Here is a 17,737-nt window from a genome sequence, read left to right as displayed (position 1 = left end):
CATATCATAAGACACATAGCGTTTTGGCGGGTTCTTTGCTACACTTTAAAAGATAGAAATTTCGAAGGAGCAATTTTAGGTGAAGTACATTCGTACACCGCAGCCGAAGCGGAATAAGAGTCGCATTCCGTTTCGCTTAAACTTATTATTTTTCATTGCGTTTCTTTTGCTAGCGGCCTTAGTTGCCCAACTGGCTTATTTGCAGATTTTAAATGGCCCGCGATTAGCTGCCGAAGTCGATCGAACGAATAAAACCGTGGTGACCGGGAATGTGCCGCGGGGCTTGATTTTTGATAGTAAAGGCCGAGCATTGGTGACCAATAAAGCCAATAATGCGATTACTTATACCAAAAGTGTGGGTACCAAATCGCAGCAGATGTACGAGATCGCCAATCAACTGGCCAAGTTAATTGACAAGCCGGCCGAGAATCTGACTAAGCGTGATTACATTGATTACTATTTGGCGCGAACCAAGATTGCCAAGCAGGTGACGAAGCAGTTACCTAAAAAAATTCAGGATCTACCGTCATCAAAGTCCGATGAATTGTATAAATATCAAGTCGCCTATGTCCGCAAACATATGCCAACGTTGACCCCAATTGAAAAAGAGGCAGCCGGTCTTTACAAGATTATGAACGGTGCCACCCAACTATCGACTGTCTATCTTAAAAACCAGAATGTAACGGCACATGAAGTTGCAGTTGTGGGTGAACGTCTGACGCAAATGCCAGGGGTTAATTTAGGCACCGATTGGGAACGGGCCTATCCCAACGGTACGTCAATGACCTCCATCATTGGCCGGGTATCCAATGAAAAAAGCGGGTTGCCGGCTGACGAGTTGCAGGCTTATCTGGCTAACGGTTACGCGCGTAATGATCGTGTCGGAACCAGTTATCTGGAAAAGGCATACGAGAATGTTTTGAAGGGGTCAAAGAGTCAGACCCAAGTTGAAATTGGCAATGACAATCAGATTGTTCAGTCAGTGTCGAAATTTAAAGGTCAACAAGGCGCTAACCTGAATCTGACAATTGATTCCGAATATCAAAAGAAGGTCGAAAAAGCGCTTGAAGACACCTTCAGTTCGATTCGTTCGGCTGGCGCAGGCGGATTATCCGATGGGGCTTATGCGGTAGCGATGGATCCTAACACCGGTCGGATTCTAGCGATGGCCGGGCAACATCAGGATGTTAAGACCAAAAAAGTTGAAGACGATGCACTGGGGGTTATTAACCGCGCTTTTGTTGTCGGGTCAGCGGTCAAAGGGGCAACTGTGCTAGGGGCACTTCAAGATGGCGTTATTAGTGTTGAGCATAATACCCAGGAAGATACCCCGATTTATCTGCCTGCAACCCCAGTGAAGAAGTCAGTTTATCCAGTTGGCACTTTCAGCTCACTGGATGCTGCCTCGGCCTTGGAAGTTTCCAGTAACATTTATATGATGTGGCTGGCCATGAAAGAAGGTCACTATGCCTATTCGCCGAACAATTATCTGAAAATGGACGACAACATTTTCACCAAAATGCGCGGTTATTTCAGTCAGTTTGGCTTAGGTATCAAGACCGGAATTGATCTTCCCGGTGAAATTGCCGGGTTGGAAGGGAAAACCCATGATTCTTCGGGTAATTTGCTGGTCGGGTCGGCTTTGGACTTGTCATACGGAAACTACGATAACTATACATTGATTCAAATGCTGCAATATATCAGCGCAATCGCCAATAACGGTTATCGGATGCGGCCTTATTTGGTTAACAGTATCAGCCAAACGTTAAGCGATGGCAGCAAAGGGCCGGTGCTGAGTTCCACACAGCCATCGGTGACCTCGAAAATCGAAAATACGCAGGCCCAAATTGATTTGGTCAAGCAAGGTATGTGGCAGGTTGTCCATGGTACGAATGGTTGGACCACCGCGACTTCCTTAAATACGCTTAATCCAGGCGTTGCCGGTAAGACCGGTACTGCGCAAGGCTTTGCGCGCGAATCAGACGACTCGGCATTAACCGAAACCATTACTGAAAGTTTTGTTGGTTATGCCCCGGCCAAGAACCCTAAAATCGCGATTGCTGTCATTATTCCGAACCTAAAGGCGGAAACAACCACGCCGTACCAGTTACAAATTGCTAAGGAAATGTTTAGCGACTTCTACAAGATGAATGACATTAAAGAAGATAAGGGCTACTCGATTCATCAAAAGACAGTCAACGGTTAACGCTGTTGGCAGCGTGTGCAAAAAATGCTAAACTACTACAAGACATGACCAAAGAAGATTGATGGTCAGCGGTGGCGGGGAAAAACAACAGGTTCACCTGTTGTTTTTTTAGCGATATAAGCCAACTATTCGGCAGTCAGAAACGCACTTGCTGCTATTGCAGTGAAGTTAGAAAGGAATTTAATGAATTACGCAAACTGGCGCTCTCGCTTTCAAAATTCAGCCTATGTGACGAACGGCATTTTGGCGGTTACCATTTTGGTCTTCATTCTAGAGACACTTTCAGGTGGCAGCACTAACAATGCTGTTTTGGTGACATATGGGGCGCGGGCCAATCCGCTGATTTTGTACGGCCAATGGTGGCGCTTGATCACGCCGGTATTTGTGCATATCGGCTTGACGCACATTTTAATGAATGGATTCTCGTTATACTTCCTAGGCCAAATGACAGAAAGGTTATTTGGTCACTGGCGCTTTTTCTTGCTGTATTTCATTGCCGGATTTGCCGGTAATGTTGCGAGCTTTGCGTTCAGTCCCAATACGTTGGCAGCTGGCGCCAGTACAGCAATTTTCGGCTTGTTAGGTGCGTGCTTGATGTTAGGGGATACTTACCGGGAGAATCCGGTTATTCGTCAGCTGGCACGGCAGTTTTTGCTGCTCGTGGTTTTGAACCTGGCGTTTAATTTGTTTTCAAGCGGCGTTGATATTTATGGGCACATCGGCGGCTTGCTTGGCGGGTTCTTGGCTGCCGGGATGTTAGGAGCGCCAGCATTGGGTCGCATGAGCACCGGCCGGCGACTGGCCTCTACGATAACCTTGATCTTTGGATTGGTTGCTTTGCTTTTATTTGGAATTCAGCGCGGAATCGTATGAAAACTTACTATGATGTCTTGCAATTATTAAAAGGTTTTGGCACGTATATCCATGTTGGTAAACGTGTTTGGGATATTGAACTTGCGGCACTTGAATTAGACCGCTTGCATCAGGCAAAATTGATTGATGATAAGGTGTATCTGAATGCAAAAATTGTGCTGCGTCATGCACATGAACAGGAAGAACGGGATCCTTTAAATCATGAATTGCCGTTGCATTCGGATCAACGGAGGAATGATCAACATGAATGACCAAAAATTGATTGGCGTCGACTTAGGCGGGACGACCGTAAAATTTGCCATTTTAACGCAGGATGGCGAGATTCAACAAAGGTGGAGTATTGACACCAATATTTTGGATGAAGGCAGCCATATTTTACCGGACATTGTTACATCTATTAATGAACATCTGGATTTATACAAGATGACCCCGGCTGATTTTGTCGGTATTGGCATGGGTTCGCCTGGATCAGTGGACAGTGAGGCGGGCACAATTATCGGTGCTTACAACCTAAACTGGAAAACCTTGCAGCAAGCCAGAAAAATAATCGAATCAGGGACCGGCATTCCGTTTAGCGTGGATAATGACGCCAATGTTGCGGCGTTAGGTGAGCGCTGGAAAGGCGCCGGTGAAAACGATCCTGATGTCACGTTTGTCACGCTGGGTACCGGTGTTGGTGGCGGGATTATTGCCAATGGCGAGCTCTTGCATGGTGTTGCCGGTTCCGGTGGTGAGCTAGGCCATGTTACCGTTGATCCGGTTAATGGCTATCTTTGCACCTGTGGTAAACGTGGTTGCCTTGAAACAGTTGCCAGTGCGACCGGTGTAGTTCGAGTTGCGCGTGACATGGCAGAAGAATTTGCCGGCGACTCTAAGTTAAAAGAAACCTTGGACGATGGCGATGAGATTTCGAGCAAAATTGTTTTCGACTTGGCCAAGGAAGGCGATCGTCTGGCGTTGATGATTGTGGATCGGGTTTCTTTTTACCTCGGTTTGGCTTTGGCCAATGTCGGCAATCTTTTGAATCCGAAATTCATCGTTATCGGCGGCGGTGTCTCCGCGGCCGGTGAATTCTTGCTGACGCGAGTCGACAAGTACTTCAAAGAAAACACCTTCCCGAATGTTCGTGAAACTACTAGTTTGCGGTTGGCGACACTGGGGAATACAGCTGGCGTTATCGGTGCTGCAAGCTTGGCACTGAAGTAAGCGGAAGAAGGAGTCAGAGACGTGTTAACTTATTTACTGATCATTGTTGGATTATTCTTAATTTACTGGGGCTTTAGCTGGCTGTGGAGTTACTACCAAAAGTCGAAGTTTAAAGCAATCGGCGGCGAAATCAGTCCGGAAACATTCGAACACACCATGCGTAAGGCTCAGATTATTGATTTGCGTGAACGTAACGAATTCAAAGCCGGCCATATTCTGGGGGCACGTGACCTGCCATATACCCAACTGCGGGAACGGCTAGGTGAAATGCGCAAAGATCTGCCGGTTTATCTATACGACAAGACGGGTGTACTGTCGTTGCGAGCAGCACGCCGATTACGTAAAAACGGCTTTGAAAAAATCAGCTGGTTAAAAGGCGGCTATGATAATTGGTCAGGCAAAATCAAAAAAAGTCCGACTAATTATTAGTCCGTACATAGACAGCAAAAAAAGCAATCGCTCAAGTCGATTGCTTTTTTGGTAAAAATGATCAATCAATGGTTTAGCCTTGGTGGGCCGAAAAACGTTTACGATTGGCTTTGCGCCGATTTTCGTTGATTTCGTCAACCTTGGTTTCAACAGGTTCGATATAATTTTTCTTGAAGGCGAAAACACTGCCGGCAACAGCGCCAATAGTCATGAGCGAGCCGACGAAAAAGCCACGTGCAAATTTATGTTTCATGAAAATCCCCCCTGATTGGTGATCTGTGATACTACTGTAATTATACTATACTCATGGAGCTTAATGAAATGGATAAACCGGCTAACCGCATTGTGATGATTGTTGGACCGACCGCAGTAGGTAAAAGCGATCTTGGCATCTACTTGGCTCAACAACTGCAAGGCGAAGTCATTAATGGTGATGCGTATCAAATTTATCGGCATATGAATATCGGCACAGCTAAAATCATGCCTGATGAAATGGGCGGCATTCCGCACCATCTTCTTAATATTGTGGATCCGCAGATGGCCTATTCAGTTGCTAAGTTTAAAGCCGCAGCTGAGGCAGCCATCACGGACGTCAGCAGTCGGCGCCACCTGCCGATTTTAGTTGGCGGCACCGGCTTTTACCTTAACAGTTTGCGCCTGAATTTACCGCTGGGTGGCAAGGCACCGCCGACTGCAGTCCGTCAGCGTTGGCAGGCAGCATTGGCAGAAAATGGCGAACACTGGTTGTGGGAGCAGTTGCAGCAGCAAGATCCAGTGGCAGCTAACCAAATTGAATCGGCAAATACGCGCCGGGTGATTCGGGCCTTAGAAGTCATCGAATTGACAGGTACGCGCTTTTCCGAGCAGCCGCAGCCGCAACCACGCTATGAGACGTTGGTGATCGGTTTGACGACAGCACGCCCTGTTTTGTACGACCGGATTAATGCGCGCGTGGATACTATGATGGCAGCAGGCTTAGAAAATGAAGTCGCCAACCTGCTAAAAACGGTTCCCCCGGATGCGCAGGCGCTGCAGGCAATTGGCTACAAAGAATTGATCCCGTACTTTCGCGGGCAAGCTGATTTAGCAACCTGTGTGGCCTTGATTAAACAGCATTCACGTCATTTTGCCAAGCGCCAACTGACCTATTTTCGCAACCAGATGCCAACACATTGGTTTGACTTGGTTGCCCATCCAGAAGAAAAGACTGCTGTCGTTGCTTTGGTTCGTGATTGGCTAAAGCAACCGGCTAAAGGAGAAAAACATGAGTTGGACAGATAAATTTGATCCCGCATTATTAAAAATGGTTAAAGAAGTCGATACGCAAATTGCACCGCAACTGGCCGCAATTGATGGCCGCATTTTAGAAAATCAGGACAAGGTTCTTACCAGTTTCCAAAAACACCATGTTGCTGAGAGCTATCTAACCGGTTCGACCGGCTATGGGCACAACGATGAAGGGCGCGATGTGCTTGAAGAGATTTACGCTGACGTTTTGGGCGGTGAAGACGCGTTAGTACGCCCACAGTTTGTATCTGGCACTCATGCCATTGGGGTAGCTTTGCTGGGGTTGGTGCGTCCCGGTGACGAGATTCTCTATATTACCGGCAAACCTTATGATACGTTGCAAGAAGTACTTGGGCTGGCAGGCAATGGCATTGGGAGTCCTAAAGAATACGGGATTGGCGTTGATTATGTCGATCTTTTGCCAGATGGTGCGGTTGATAACGAGGCGGTTAAAGCCCGGCTTAATGCGAAAACCAAGGTAGTGGCTATTCAGCGTTCACGCGGCTATGCAACTCGGGATTCGTTTACGGTTGACCAAATCGCAGCGATGATCAAGGTGGTTCGCAGTGTGTTGCCAAACGTCTGGATTTTTGTCGACAATGCGTATGGTGAGTTCTCGGAAACCAAGGAACCGCTTGAGGTCGGCGCCGACGTTATGGCGGGATCGCTATTCAAGAATGCTGGCGGCGGCATGGCCAAGACCGGTGGCTATATTGTCGGCAAGCAAGATCTGATTGAGCGCATTAGCTACCGGTTCACGGTGCCAGGCCTCGGCGGTGCAGAAGGTGCAACGGTTGGCGCGCTGGCTGACATGTATCAAGGCTTTTTCATTTCGCCGCAAACCACGGGCAATGCCATTAAAGGTGCTATTTTTGAAGCAGCCTTGTTTGCCAAACTTGGCCTAGACGTTTCACCAAAATGGGATGCCCCGCGGACGGATTTAATTCAAACCGTTAATTTCGGCAATCGTGACGACATGATCAAGTTTGCCAAGGCGGTTCAGGCCAATTCGCCGGTTGACAGTTTCGTCACCCCGATTCCCGAGAAAATGGCTGGTTATGAAGATGAAGTCATCATGGCTGGCGGTACATTTGTTGCGGGCTCGACAATCGAATTTTCCGGTGATGGCCCACTGCGACCACCGTACACGCTTTATCTGCAAGGTGGGTTAACCTACGCCCACATTAAACTTGCAACGATGGGCGCGGCTCAATCGACCTTCTTTGACAAAGCTGACTAATATAAAACACAGGACACTAAAAAACGATTCCAGCCTTGCAATAAATTGCGCAGGCTGGAATCGTTTTTTTTGACTAGATGCTGCTATTGCGACTCGTGCGATTGACAAGCGGTTATTCTTTGTCCGCAACGACCTGCACATAGGGTTCGCCGTTTTTACCTGTGACAACCCCTTGAATTTCAGGCGTAAATCCTGGGAAGCGTTTGATCCCGGCAAATAAGGTTTCGAAATACTGGATTGCTTCTGGTCGCCAACGTTCACCAGGGACGACGACAAAAATTCCCGGAGGATAAGGTAAGGCCCCGGCAACTGCGATCCGTCCAGCCGCAGCTTGCAACGGAATGGTCTCAAACTGGCCGCGAACGAAACAGCGATCAGCAGCCTGCGCCGTCATGGCCGTTGGAATGTTGTTGGTCGCACTGAAAAGGAGTTGCTGCTGCTTGGCTAACCTCGCTTGGCGGAAAAAGTCAGACATTTTCTGACCGAGTGTTCGCAAAGTCAGGTTTGTGTAGGCTTGACCAGTTTCCGCCACCAGTTTTGGCAATGTCTCGGCAACCGTTTTGTTTGCAAAATAATCTGCTTCAAACTGACGTAATCCTTGGCGCAACCGTTGCCAATCAGCCTTGTCAGAACCGGGCGTCACCAGAAACAACAAACTGTTCAGATCTGCTTTTTCAGGAACAATGCCATGATCTAGCAGATAGCGATCAACTAGCCAGCCACTCACGCCTAATTCCGCGGTCGCTGGGAGCAAGACCGTCACTTTGCCGGGATCAAGAAACGCTTGATCGGGTTGTAGGCGTGGAAGCTGGTGCCAGGAAGCGTCAGGGGTCATGGCCCACGCGTCACTGGTGGTTAGTGCAGCGGTTGGCGGTGTTTTTGCTAACTGCGGATTTTCATAGGCTGAAAATAATCGGGAGTCAGTTAGGGAGCGCCGAAATTCGAGTGAAGCCGTGATCGCATCAGCCCAAATCTTTTTGCCACGCGGGCCTTGATTGATTGCGGTATTGGTCACCAGTGACGCATAAAGCGGATAGGAATAACTGGTGGTGACGTGTTTGAGGTAGGCGTGATTGAACTGCTCATGACTGACGTAGCGGGCTTGACCTTTGATATGGGCGTCTTTTTTATGGATTTGGGAAGCCTGACCAAAGCCGGATTGCTGTTTATGCACACTTTGCGTCATGATGATACCGGGATCTGCTGGGCCAAGTTGCAACTGCAGCGGATCCATTGCTTTCATAGCCGGGATAAACGGTTCATACCCGCCCCAAGCAGCGTCAAATGCAATGTAATCAACCAGCGGGCCAATCAGATCAAGCAGTTGCCGCACGTTTGGCACAATACCATCGAAGGTTTCCAACTCGAGAATCGCCAGGCGAAATGGTCGGGGTTCGTTTGCTTTTTTGGGGTCAACGGTTGCCGCGAGTTGCCGTAGTCGCTCGCCGGTAATGCCGGTTAGATCGACCGGGCCAATCAAGCCACGTTGCGTCCGCAGTGTGTCCAAATAAACCGGACGGGCATCATTTTGGACTAAAGCTGCGTTGTAAAAGGACTTATGATTATTGCGATCGAATAAGACCAGATCACCGGGTGTCAACAACGCGCTGGCCACAATGTTGTTCGATCCGGTGGTGCCATTGGTCACAAAGTAGGTTTCATCAGCATGGTATAGGCGCGCGGTGGCCTGCTCTGCTGCTAACGGGGTTCCCCCATGTGTTAGCATATCGCCAAGTGCAGTGACCACATCACTGGTGTCACTGGCAAAGAAGGTTTCGCCATACGCTTGGTGCAATAGATAACCGGCTGGCGCAAGTTCGTCATAATGACCGCTATGATGGCCCGGCGTTGCAAAACTTGTGGGGTCAGCCGCAGCATAGGCGAGTAAATCGCGTAAAAATCCGGGAACCATGGCAGACTCATACTCGGTTGCAGCGGTCTGAATCTGAGCCAGACTCGTAGTATCTAACCGCTCGATTGGGGTGATTTTTAATTGACTTTCAGGAGCGTACTCAAGATGACCGATCACAAAAACAGGCAAAGGGAGCGCGCTGGCATTTAACTGTGCTAGCGCCTGATGATCGGTAGCCCGTAAAACGACAGCAGCAAATGCCGCAAGTGGGTGCGAGGCAAATGGCAGCCAATCAGCCGGTATGTCCGGGGATGATAAGCTGGCGGTATAACCAACGTGAAGATGTAACGTCATGGAAGTAACTTCCTTTCAAGAATGATCAGACTATAGTTATCATACTTTCCGAGACTAAAAATACCTAGAGGCTGGCCCCAAAAAATTTAACTAAGGTACTGATAGCGGACTTACCTCGCACGTGCTTAAATATTTTACCGGAAAAAGGGAAGTTTTATCGCGTTGACATTTCGCTATTGGTCTATAACTGATTAAAAAGAAAAATAAAAATATACCGAATTTAACCATAAATGTAAGAAAACCTTACATGTGGCGTTGACAGGTGTTAAGTGGTTTGATAAGCTGACATCGTTGTAAAGGAGGATGCCTATGGCTGAGATCGCTGATCTGAGAACGCGATCGGTCTTGCCGATTGGTACAGTTATGTTGTTGACTGATTTGACCGCCCGCCAGATTCGTTATTATGAAACTCAAGGGTTGGTCAAGCCACAACGCAACGCCGGTAATCACCGAACATACTCGCTAAATGATGTTGACGAATTACTTGAGATTCGCAGTCAAATGGCTGACGGTTTTACGTTGGCTGATGTCAAGCGGCTAAAACATCCGCGTCACCGTGAAGATAGTGATGCAGAAGTTCGGAAGGTGTTGCGGGATGAACTGCTGAATCAAAGCCGACTGAATCAAAGCCCGGATCCAGGACCGGTCATTGGCTTCCGACAATCACACTAAAGATAGGAGTTCACGTATATGGCAAGAAAAGCAATTACCGCTGATGAGATCCGCCAGACAGTTAAGGACGAAAATGTTTTGTTCTTACGCCTGATGTTTACCGACATTAACGGGATCATTAAGAACGTCGAGGTGCCGATTTCACAATTGGAAAAGGTGCTCAATAACAAGATCACCTTTGATGGTTCCTCGATCGACGGTTTTGTTCGAATCGAAGAAAGCGATATGCTGCTTTACCCAGATCTTAACACCTGGCTGTTGTTCCCTTGGGAGAATGATCACGGTAAGATTGCTCGCCTGATCTGCTCCGTACACCGTCCGGATGGCACACCTTTTGGCGGCGATCCGCGGAATAACTTGATTCGGGTCGTTAATGAAATGAAAGATGCCGGATTCACAGCCTTTAACATTGGCCCTGAACCAGAATTCTTCTTGTTTAAATTAGATGAAGACGGCAATCCGACAACGCACTTGAATGATCGTGGTTCATACTTTGATTTTGCCCCGTTAGATATGGGTGAAAATTGCCGGCGTGATATTGTCCTTGAATTGGAAAAGATGGGCTTTGAAGTCGAAGCATCTCATCACGAAGTTGCGCCTGGTCAGCATGAAATTGATTTCAAGTATGCCGATGCACTTGAAGCAGCTGATAATATTCAGACCTTCAAACTGGTCGTTAAAACGATTGCCCGCAAACACGGTCTGTATGCAACCTTCATGCCAAAACCGCTTCATGGTATCAACGGTAGCGGGATGCATATTAACATGAGTCTTTTCCACGACAAAGGCAATGCATTCTTTGACCCGGATACAGGCGATCAATTGAGTGAGACGGCGATGCATTTTCTTGCCGGTGTGTTGCGACATGCCTATGCGTTAACTGCTATCAATAATCCAACGGTTAACTCTTACAAGCGGTTAGTCCCTGGGTTTGAAGCACCGGTTTATGTTGCTTGGTCTGGCAAGAACCGGTCACCTCTCATTCGGGTACCGCAATCACGTGGCTTATCAACCCGGTTGGAATTGCGCTCGGTTGATCCGACTGCCAATCCATACTTAGCGATCGCTGCCATTCTTCAAGCTGGTCTTGACGGGGTTAAGAACCAGTTGAAGCCGGAAGAAGCGGTAGATCGTAACATTTATCGGATGCAAGATGACGAACGTAAAGCGAACCATATTCAAGACCTGCCATCAACGCTGCACAATGCCTTGAAAGCATTGGCGGCTGATGACGTGGTCAAGGCTGCCCTGGGTAAACATTTGTATCAAAGCTTTATGGATTCAAAGAACCTCGAATGGTCTGCTTATCGTCAGCAGGTTTCTGAATGGGAACGGCAACAATACCTGGAATTATATTAAGTTCAGCCACCCAAAAGCTGTTGTTGGCACCCGAACTGCTGGCTAGCTAAAACAGTCAAGCATTTAACAATATTGAGAAGGCTTCAGACAGAAAAACACGTCTGAAGCCTTCTTTTGCATTTAATTTAAAATATTTTTAGAGTTGAAAACACTAAATGAGATAGCTACACTGTGTTTATCACATTTCTCTCATCTTACGCTGTTATAACTTGGTGCTTTGTTAAGTTCATACACGTGCTGAGTCGCGCTCACCATAACGCGCTCCCCAGCGTAGGAGCCTGGGTGTAAGGACCTTGGTCGCACACTGGCCAAAGCCCGGCCATCACGCCCAAGGCTACTTACACTCCGACTTTTAAGCGCGCCGGCTCGCGCTTATCATAACGCGCTCCCCAGCGCAGGAACCTGCGTGTAAGGACCTTGATCGCACTGGCCAAAGCCCGGCCATCACGCCCAAGGCCACTTACACTCCGGCTCCTAACCGCGCTGGCTCGCGCTCACTCTCATAAAAGGAAGGTTTTCGCATGAAATTAAATCAGTTTGCTCGGTTAACGCCTGATATTGATCAACAATTGAAGGAACTCGCACGCATTGGGTTACCCGCCGATCCGCAAGCACCCTTTGCGGATACTGCAGCTGCGATGTACGCAGCCTTTTTCCCTGAGGCATATCAACCCGCGGCGCAACAGGATAAGTTTGCTCAGGTTGCGGTTAATGCACACCAGAATCTTGCTGAGTGGTTGGCGACAAAGCCCACTCAAATGAAGCGGGCAGACTTTTATAATGTTGCGTTACAGCTCTTGGGCTTTGAGGCGTTTTCGGACTTTGATTTAAGCGATCCGATTTCATTTATGACTGTAACAAAACTACCGAGTGTTGCGCATGATTTGCTACATACTGCTGATTTGCTTCAGGCCAGCTACCTGTTACTGACCACGCGCACCAAGCACTTGGTTAGCTTTCTGGATGATTTAGCCAATCGCGGTTTTTTTAAGGATTTTCAGGCTCAAAGTTCGCAACCGGCTCATTTGCTCTTTAATGGCAAGGTGCAACAGGTGTTTGATGCGCGTCAAGCTGTTCGGGAGGTTGTCTGGATCGAATCAGATGTAGATTCTGACCATGACGGCCAACGTGATCTGCTCGAGGCAACGATTTATCGTCCCAAAGCCACCGATCGCGGGCTGAAAGTTCCGGTGCTTTTTACCGCTAACCCTTACTTTCATGGAACCAACGATGTCACCGCGGCGACGCATGTTCCGGAAACGGTTTTGGCGGTTAAACCACATGGCGCTTCGAAGGCGGAAGTCACCGCAGCGCCGGCTTCCAAACCAGAACTGCCAGCGCGACCGGTGACAGGTGAGACGAAACAGGCGGCGGCATACGCTGAGGAAAATAGTCCATATGCCTTCAATGATTATTTTCTGGCGCGAGGCTTTGCGGTTGTTTATTCAGCTGGTGTCGGGACGCGTTATTCGGATGGCTTTCGCACAATTGGCGGACCGGAAGAAACAGATGGGGCAGTTGCCGTGATTGAATGGCTGACGGGTAAACGCCGGGCTTTTACCAATCGCACGGATGGGGTTGCAATTAAGGCGTGGTGGTCGAGTGGCAAAGTGGCTATGACCGGTAAGTCTTATCTGGCGACACTGGCCATTGCAGCGGCAACCACCGGCGTCGAAGGTTTGAAAACAATTGTTGCTGATGCCGGGATTTCGAGTTGGTATGATTACTATCGCGAAAATGGTCTCGTTGTGGCACCGGGTGGCTATCAAGGTGAAGATGCCGACGTATTGGCGGTTGATACTTTTTCACGGCAAAAATCCGGTGGCGATATGATTCGCCTTAAAAAGGCCTGGGAACAGCATCTGGCACAAATGACCCAGGATCAGGATCGGACAACAGGCGCTTACACTGCTTGGTGGGACGCGCGGAATTACCGAAAAAACGCGGCTAATGTCAAGGCGGATGTGGTCCTGATTCACGGGCTAAATGATTGGAATGTTAAACCAAAGAACGCCATTCGGTTCTGGCAGGCAATTGCGGATTTACCGATTCAAAAGAAGTTGATCCTGCATCAAGGTCAGCATGTCTACGTGCACAATGTTCGTTCCTTGGACCTTCTGGACATGATGAATCTTTGGCTGACTCATGAATTATTAGGAGTTGCCAATCAGGCAGAGCAGGTTTTGCCGAATGTATTGGTTCAGGATAACGTGACGCCGCAGACATGGTCAGCTTATTCGGACTTTGCGAACCCAGCTGCTGAGCATGTGACAACCACGGCTAATTTGAAAACTGATTTTGAAAGCGCAACCGATCAATTTTCGGATCATGCGACAGCAACATTCACGGCCCAACATGATACGAGTGCAAGTTTTGAAAAAGCAATTATTACGCCTAATAGCGCCTATGTTAACAGTCGTCTGTGGTTGACTCAGCCGGTCCTAGAGCATGATCGGGTCTTAGAAGGCATTCCGCATCTTGAGTTAACGCTAGCCGTTGATGCGCCAACCGGCATTCTCAGTGTGCGGCTGGTTGATTTAGGTAAGGCCAAGCGCTTTGAGGAAAATGCCGCAACGGTGGGGGCAAGTGGCTTGCAGTTGGGATTTGATTTTAAGACCACGGATATTGTTGAATTTAAACCGGCCAATAAGGAAACGCCAAGCAAATTGATCACGCTGGGTCATATTAATTTGCAAAACCCAAAAAATGCGTATGAAGTTCAAACCATCACGCCTGGACAGTTTTTCCATGTGAGTCTCGATTTGCAGCCAACGCATTATCACTTACCGGCTGGGCGGCAACTGGCACTGATTATTCATGGTGCTGATATGGCGCAAACGATTCGGCCGACAAAAGTCACCCATTATCAGCTGGATTTGGCCAAAAGTACCTTGACCCTGCCATTTCGCATTTAAGCGACACGATTAAAAGTTGCGAGTTGCCGATTGAAGTTACTCAAGGACAAGGATGTGAACTGAATGGCGGATCATCAAGCACAACGGATTGGTGTGCGCTGGGTTATCAAACAATTACCGTTTTCATTGATGGTGGCACTGGTTACTTTTGGCGCTGTAGGTACGTTTGAACCAATATTAAATGGCTGGGTGTTCGGCCAGTTGGCAGACATTAATTTTCATAATATGGGAATTGTTGGCCGCTATGTGCTCATGGCAACAGCAGCATATTTTTCAACATATCTTTCGCTCTATCTATACAACCGTGTTAGGCAGCGTGCTGTTCGATTATTGAACCAGGCGCTGAAAACCGTCTACTTTACAACGTCAATGGCTGAGGCCGGTACCAAGGTAACCGAGGTTTCTGACACCATTAATCAGGTCACCAGTGTTGGCAAGCAAATTGAGCAAAATTATTTTGTTACGCTTATGGATATGTTTCAGGAAGTTTTTGGCGTGATTGTGGTGGTCATCTTTATTCTGAAGATCAACGCGATTTTAAGTTTGATTTATGTGTTTTTTTCAGTCTTATCGTTGTTGCCGAGTCATTTCGGTCGTAAACGGTTAGATAAAAATTCGCGTGCTTGGTCAAGGGCGAATGCGTCATTGGTCTTGAATATGAAAGATATATTTCAAGGACGAATGGAAATTTTGAACTTTGAAGCATGGCAGGCATTCTTTAATCGCTTTCGCCAGCATCTTGCCAAGGAAGAAGAAGATTACGAACGACTGAACAATTTCCAGTATTTCTTGCAGTTCATTTCTTGGATGTTTGCGATTGCAGCAAATTTGTTACCGATTTTTATTGGTCTTTTGTTCATGGCGCAGGGATGGTTTGGGGTGACGACAGGTGTCATCCTGACATTGACGATGACAGCCGATGCAGTTGTGTACGGTGTTCGTCAGTTGAGCCAGTATCAAAGCCAGATTATCGGAACGCGTCAACTACGCGAGTTGCCGGTCGTTAAAGCATTTTCTGAGCCGATTGCAGATGAAAAACCAGTAACGCTAGCTGAGCCTGAAAGCGTTAAAGGTCATTTAACAATCAAAAACCTCACCGTTGTCCGTGATCAGCACTTAATTTTGGACGCGGTCAATTTGAACCTTAAACCGGATGCTAAGATTCTGGTAACCGGGCCTTCTGGAGTGGGAAAATCAACGCTTTTAAAAGCCATCACTGGTCAGCTTACTGCGCAGGGAACGGTTTTATTTAACAATAAGCCGCTGCATGCCGGTGACTTTGTGTTGGTTTCACAGAGCGTTTGGCTGTTTAGTGGTACGTTGCGGGATAATGTCACCTTGTATCAGGAATACAGCGATGAAGCCGTTTTACGGGTCTTGCAGGTTGTGGGCCTGGATAAGGAACTGGGTATTGGCATTCTTGACTTTGAAATTGTTGATAACGGCAGCAATTTATCCGGCGGCCAGGCACAACGAATCGGGATTGCCCGCGGCCTCTTGCGACAAAGTCCGGTCTTTTTACTAGACGAAATTTCTGCCAGCCTTGATCAGGCAAATGCCGACAAGATTCATAAGCTTATTTATGCCTTGCCGGTGACGGTGATCGAAGTTGCTCATCATTATAATGCGGAACTGGCGCAGGAGTTTGGGGTTGAAACTTACGAGTTGGTTGATCATACGTTGCAGTTGAAAAAATGACAAAATAGCACCGGTTGTATACCTTATGTCGCAGGGTGTACAGCCGGTGCTATTTTTGTGATAGAAAGGACTATTCTCGCATGTTTTTTTAGCTCACTGGCAAAAAATTCTTTTCCTGCTCTTTGTCCTAGCTTTTCCCGTTTTACTTTAATAATGTACCAGCCGGGATTCGAACCCGGGACAAACGGTTTAGAAGACCGTTGCTCTATCCAACTGAGCTACTGGTACAAATCGTTGTTAAGTATACGAGAACCGGGATAGACCGTCAACGGGTTCTTGCATTTTGCCATGAAGCGATAAGCCGATAATCAGGTCATTTCTTTGTATTTGATTGGACGCTGATGGGCAATAGCATGATACGATCCATGTAGTGCGGGCGTTTCCAGAACGAGCCTTCTTCGCGATAGGCTTTGGCACCACTTTCAAAAATAAGGGCCAGCTGGCTGTCATCCGCGTTTAGACTAATTTCTTCCACCGAATTAGGAACGTTAATAATTTTGTCTCCGGATTTCGGCGTGGCAAAGGTTAGCTTAGACCAACTTTTATCAAGGGGAATACGGATCCAGATTTTGCCGGGCTTGGCACCATTTGATTGACTGACAAAGGTGAGGCCGGTCTTGGCAATGGCAATACCTTGAATGCGATCCCAGCCTGCATTGACGGAATTGATGATCTTGTCATCCATGAGCTTCTTAGAAATGATTTGGAAACTTTGGGTATCGTTTTTACCTTCAAGTTGCGGGATAAGGTCGCGAATCAAGCGGTTAAATTGTGCTTCGGTAATGGCAGCAGGGAGGTTGTCATCGTTCACTGGTAAAGCAATGAGCGACCGATTAATGGCGTTCTTGCCATATTTGACGAAAACAAGTTGGTGATCATAAAGCGTGATGGCCGATGTCCGGTTAGCCAAGTGCAGTGGGATGCGCGTGGAATCGAGAGGCGCTTTTTCAACCTGAGCTTGATACGCATCAAGTGCTCGTTGAGAGGCATAACTAATCCCGGCGCCACCGAGTTTGGAGTTGTCGTCTGACCATAACAGCCGCTTTTTTTCGCGATCATAGGTGATGCCGCCGACGTGTGCTTTGGACTTTAAAATAAACGACTTACGGTAACGACCGGTTTTTTTGTTGATTTCCAAGATCAGCGAATTTAACTTGTGATCGCCATCGTATAGACTGACGAACAGGCTGTCTTTTGACTGGGTAACGCCTTGAGGGACCCAGTTTGTGCCAAAGCCGGCGCGTTTGGTTTTTGCGTTAATTGACCAGGCGCCACGCAGCCCGGGAATCACAACCAACTTTGTCCCCTTGGCGATCCGATTGCCTAATTGTGCCGACTGGGGGATTTCCGTGATTCGCTTAACGGCGGTTTGTTCAGATTGCAGTGGGCGTGGGTCGGCTTCCCATTTTTTAACGTCAGCAGGCTGATCAACTAGTTGCTGATAATGAAAATGGTCATAAAGCCACCATCCGCCAATGCCAACAACAATTAAAACGATTAGCCCGCCGATTGAACCCCAGATCCATTTTTTCAAAATTTCCACGCCCCTAAAAATAAAAATATTGATAATCCGCTATCACTGACTAAACTATAAAAAGCTTTAATCCATTAATGCCATAGCCAGAAGGTCAAGTCAATGAAACCGC

14 protein-coding genes and 1 tRNA gene are annotated in these 17,737 nt (G+C 47.7%); 11 read left to right on the top strand and 4 right to left on the bottom strand.

What is annotated here, in order from left to right; all coding sequences use genetic code 11:
* Positions 1 to 79 precede the first annotated feature (79 nt).
* The 5 genes from ACWP87_RS06930 to ACWP87_RS06910 all read left to right on the top strand — a co-directional run bounded on the left by ACWP87_RS06930 (position 80) and on the right by ACWP87_RS06910 (position 4,714).
* On the top strand, positions 80 to 2,206 hold the full coding sequence (locus ACWP87_RS06930; RefSeq protein WP_005684420.1) for a peptidoglycan D,D-transpeptidase FtsI family protein: 2,127 nt from the start codon (positions 80 to 82) through the stop codon (positions 2,204 to 2,206).
* Positions 2,207 to 2,389: 183 nt separating this feature from the next.
* Positions 2,390 to 3,079, top strand: a complete 690-nt coding sequence (locus tag ACWP87_RS06925; protein WP_005684418.1) for a rhomboid family intramembrane serine protease — start codon at positions 2,390 to 2,392, stop codon at positions 3,077 to 3,079.
* Positions 3,076 to 3,330 carry a YqgQ family protein gene (locus ACWP87_RS06920; RefSeq protein WP_005684417.1) on the top strand — a complete coding sequence of 85 codons (255 nt, stop codon included), beginning with the start codon at positions 3,076 to 3,078 and terminating at the stop codon, positions 3,328 to 3,330. Before ACWP87_RS06925 ends, ACWP87_RS06920 begins: the two co-directional genes overlap by 4 nt.
* Entirely contained in the window at positions 3,323 to 4,285 is a 963-nt protein-coding gene (locus ACWP87_RS06915; protein WP_005684416.1) for an ROK family glucokinase, read from the top strand. Before ACWP87_RS06920 ends, ACWP87_RS06915 begins: the two co-directional genes overlap by 8 nt.
* Before the next feature lie 21 nt (positions 4,286 to 4,306).
* On the top strand, positions 4,307 to 4,714 hold the full coding sequence (locus ACWP87_RS06910) for a rhodanese-like domain-containing protein (RefSeq protein WP_005684415.1): 408 nt from the start codon (positions 4,307 to 4,309) through the stop codon (positions 4,712 to 4,714).
* Between the two features lie 73 nt (positions 4,715 to 4,787).
* On the opposite strand, the gene ACWP87_RS06905 is transcribed toward ACWP87_RS06910, so the two are convergent.
* Positions 4,788 to 4,967: a DUF3042 family protein gene (locus tag ACWP87_RS06905; RefSeq protein ID WP_005684414.1), complete on the bottom strand. Its 180-nt coding sequence runs from the start codon at positions 4,965 to 4,967 to the stop codon at positions 4,788 to 4,790.
* Positions 4,968 to 5,035: 68 nt separating this feature from the next.
* Between ACWP87_RS06905 and miaA the strand changes: the two genes are divergently transcribed.
* Positions 5,036 to 5,995: a tRNA (adenosine(37)-N6)-dimethylallyltransferase MiaA gene (gene miaA, locus ACWP87_RS06900; RefSeq protein ID WP_005684413.1), complete on the top strand. Its 960-nt coding sequence runs from the start codon at positions 5,036 to 5,038 to the stop codon at positions 5,993 to 5,995.
* The gene (locus ACWP87_RS06895; protein ID WP_005684412.1) at positions 5,979 to 7,241 is read left to right on the top strand and encodes a methionine gamma-lyase family protein; all 1,263 of its coding nucleotides are present in this window, start codon (positions 5,979 to 5,981) and stop codon (positions 7,239 to 7,241) included. Before miaA ends, ACWP87_RS06895 begins: the two co-directional genes overlap by 17 nt.
* A gap of 112 nt (positions 7,242 to 7,353) precedes the next feature.
* On the opposite strand, the gene ACWP87_RS06890 is transcribed toward ACWP87_RS06895, so the two are convergent.
* A complete protein-coding gene (locus ACWP87_RS06890) occupies positions 7,354 to 9,447 on the bottom strand; it encodes an Orn/Lys/Arg family decarboxylase (protein ID WP_005684411.1) in 2,094 nt (697 codons plus the stop codon).
* 309 nt (positions 9,448 to 9,756) lie between these two features.
* Here ACWP87_RS06890 and ACWP87_RS06885 point away from each other — a divergent pair, with 309 nt between their 5' ends.
* From ACWP87_RS06885 to ACWP87_RS06870, 4 genes are all read left to right on the top strand, one after another.
* Positions 9,757 to 10,119 (top strand): MerR family transcriptional regulator, encoded by a 363-nt coding sequence (locus ACWP87_RS06885; RefSeq protein WP_005684410.1) that lies wholly within the window; start codon positions 9,757 to 9,759, stop codon positions 10,117 to 10,119.
* Positions 10,120 to 10,137: 18 nt separating this feature from the next.
* Positions 10,138 to 11,478: a type I glutamate--ammonia ligase gene (glnA, locus tag ACWP87_RS06880; protein ID WP_005684408.1), complete on the top strand. Its 1,341-nt coding sequence runs from the start codon at positions 10,138 to 10,140 to the stop codon at positions 11,476 to 11,478.
* Between the two features lie 521 nt (positions 11,479 to 11,999).
* Positions 12,000 to 14,393, top strand: a complete 2,394-nt coding sequence (locus ACWP87_RS06875) for a Xaa-Pro dipeptidyl-peptidase (protein ID WP_005684407.1) — start codon at positions 12,000 to 12,002, stop codon at positions 14,391 to 14,393.
* A gap of 63 nt (positions 14,394 to 14,456) precedes the next feature.
* Complete coding sequence (locus tag ACWP87_RS06870) at positions 14,457 to 16,091, top strand: ATP-binding cassette domain-containing protein (protein ID WP_014569716.1); 1,635 nt, start codon at positions 14,457 to 14,459, stop codon at positions 16,089 to 16,091.
* Between the two features lie 154 nt (positions 16,092 to 16,245).
* On the opposite strand, the gene ACWP87_RS06865 is transcribed toward ACWP87_RS06870, so the two are convergent.
* Together ACWP87_RS06865 and ACWP87_RS06860 are read right to left on the bottom strand one after the other, a co-directional pair.
* Positions 16,246 to 16,319 (bottom strand) — tRNA-Arg (locus ACWP87_RS06865).
* 85 nt (positions 16,320 to 16,404) lie between these two features.
* Complete coding sequence (locus tag ACWP87_RS06860) at positions 16,405 to 17,628, bottom strand: hypothetical protein (RefSeq protein ID WP_029943895.1); 1,224 nt, start codon at positions 17,626 to 17,628, stop codon at positions 16,405 to 16,407.
* Between the last annotated feature and the right edge of the window lie 109 nt (positions 17,629 to 17,737).

It is taken from the genome of Lacticaseibacillus sp. 22 (assembly GCF_055413445.1).
Note: the sequence above shows the minus strand (reverse complement) of the source record. Positions and strands in the feature narration are given on the sequence as shown.

Bases quoted from the DNA above. Each gene is read 5' to 3' on its own strand.
- ACWP87_RS06925 (WP_005684418.1), top strand. From the start codon at position 2,390: ATGAATTACGCAAACTGGCGCTCTCGCTTTCAAAATTCAGCCTATGTG.
- ACWP87_RS06920 (WP_005684417.1), top strand. From the start codon at position 3,076: ATGAAAACTTACTATGATGTCTTGCAATTATTAAAAGGTTTTGGCACG.
- ACWP87_RS06915 (WP_005684416.1), top strand. From the start codon at position 3,323: ATGAATGACCAAAAATTGATTGGCGTCGACTTAGGCGGGACGACCGTA.
- ACWP87_RS06905 (WP_005684414.1), bottom strand. From the start codon at position 4,967: ATGAAACATAAATTTGCACGTGGCTTTTTCGTCGGCTCGCTCATGACT.
- miaA (WP_005684413.1), top strand. From the start codon at position 5,036: ATGGATAAACCGGCTAACCGCATTGTGATGATTGTTGGACCGACCGCA.
- ACWP87_RS06895 (WP_005684412.1), top strand. From the start codon at position 5,979: ATGAGTTGGACAGATAAATTTGATCCCGCATTATTAAAAATGGTTAAA.
- ACWP87_RS06890 (WP_005684411.1), bottom strand. From the start codon at position 9,447: ATGACGTTACATCTTCACGTTGGTTATACCGCCAGCTTATCATCCCCG.
- ACWP87_RS06885 (WP_005684410.1), top strand. From the start codon at position 9,757: ATGGCTGAGATCGCTGATCTGAGAACGCGATCGGTCTTGCCGATTGGT.
- glnA (WP_005684408.1), top strand. From the start codon at position 10,138: ATGGCAAGAAAAGCAATTACCGCTGATGAGATCCGCCAGACAGTTAAG.
- ACWP87_RS06875 (WP_005684407.1), top strand. From the start codon at position 12,000: ATGAAATTAAATCAGTTTGCTCGGTTAACGCCTGATATTGATCAACAA.
- ACWP87_RS06870 (WP_014569716.1), top strand. From the start codon at position 14,457: ATGGCGGATCATCAAGCACAACGGATTGGTGTGCGCTGGGTTATCAAA.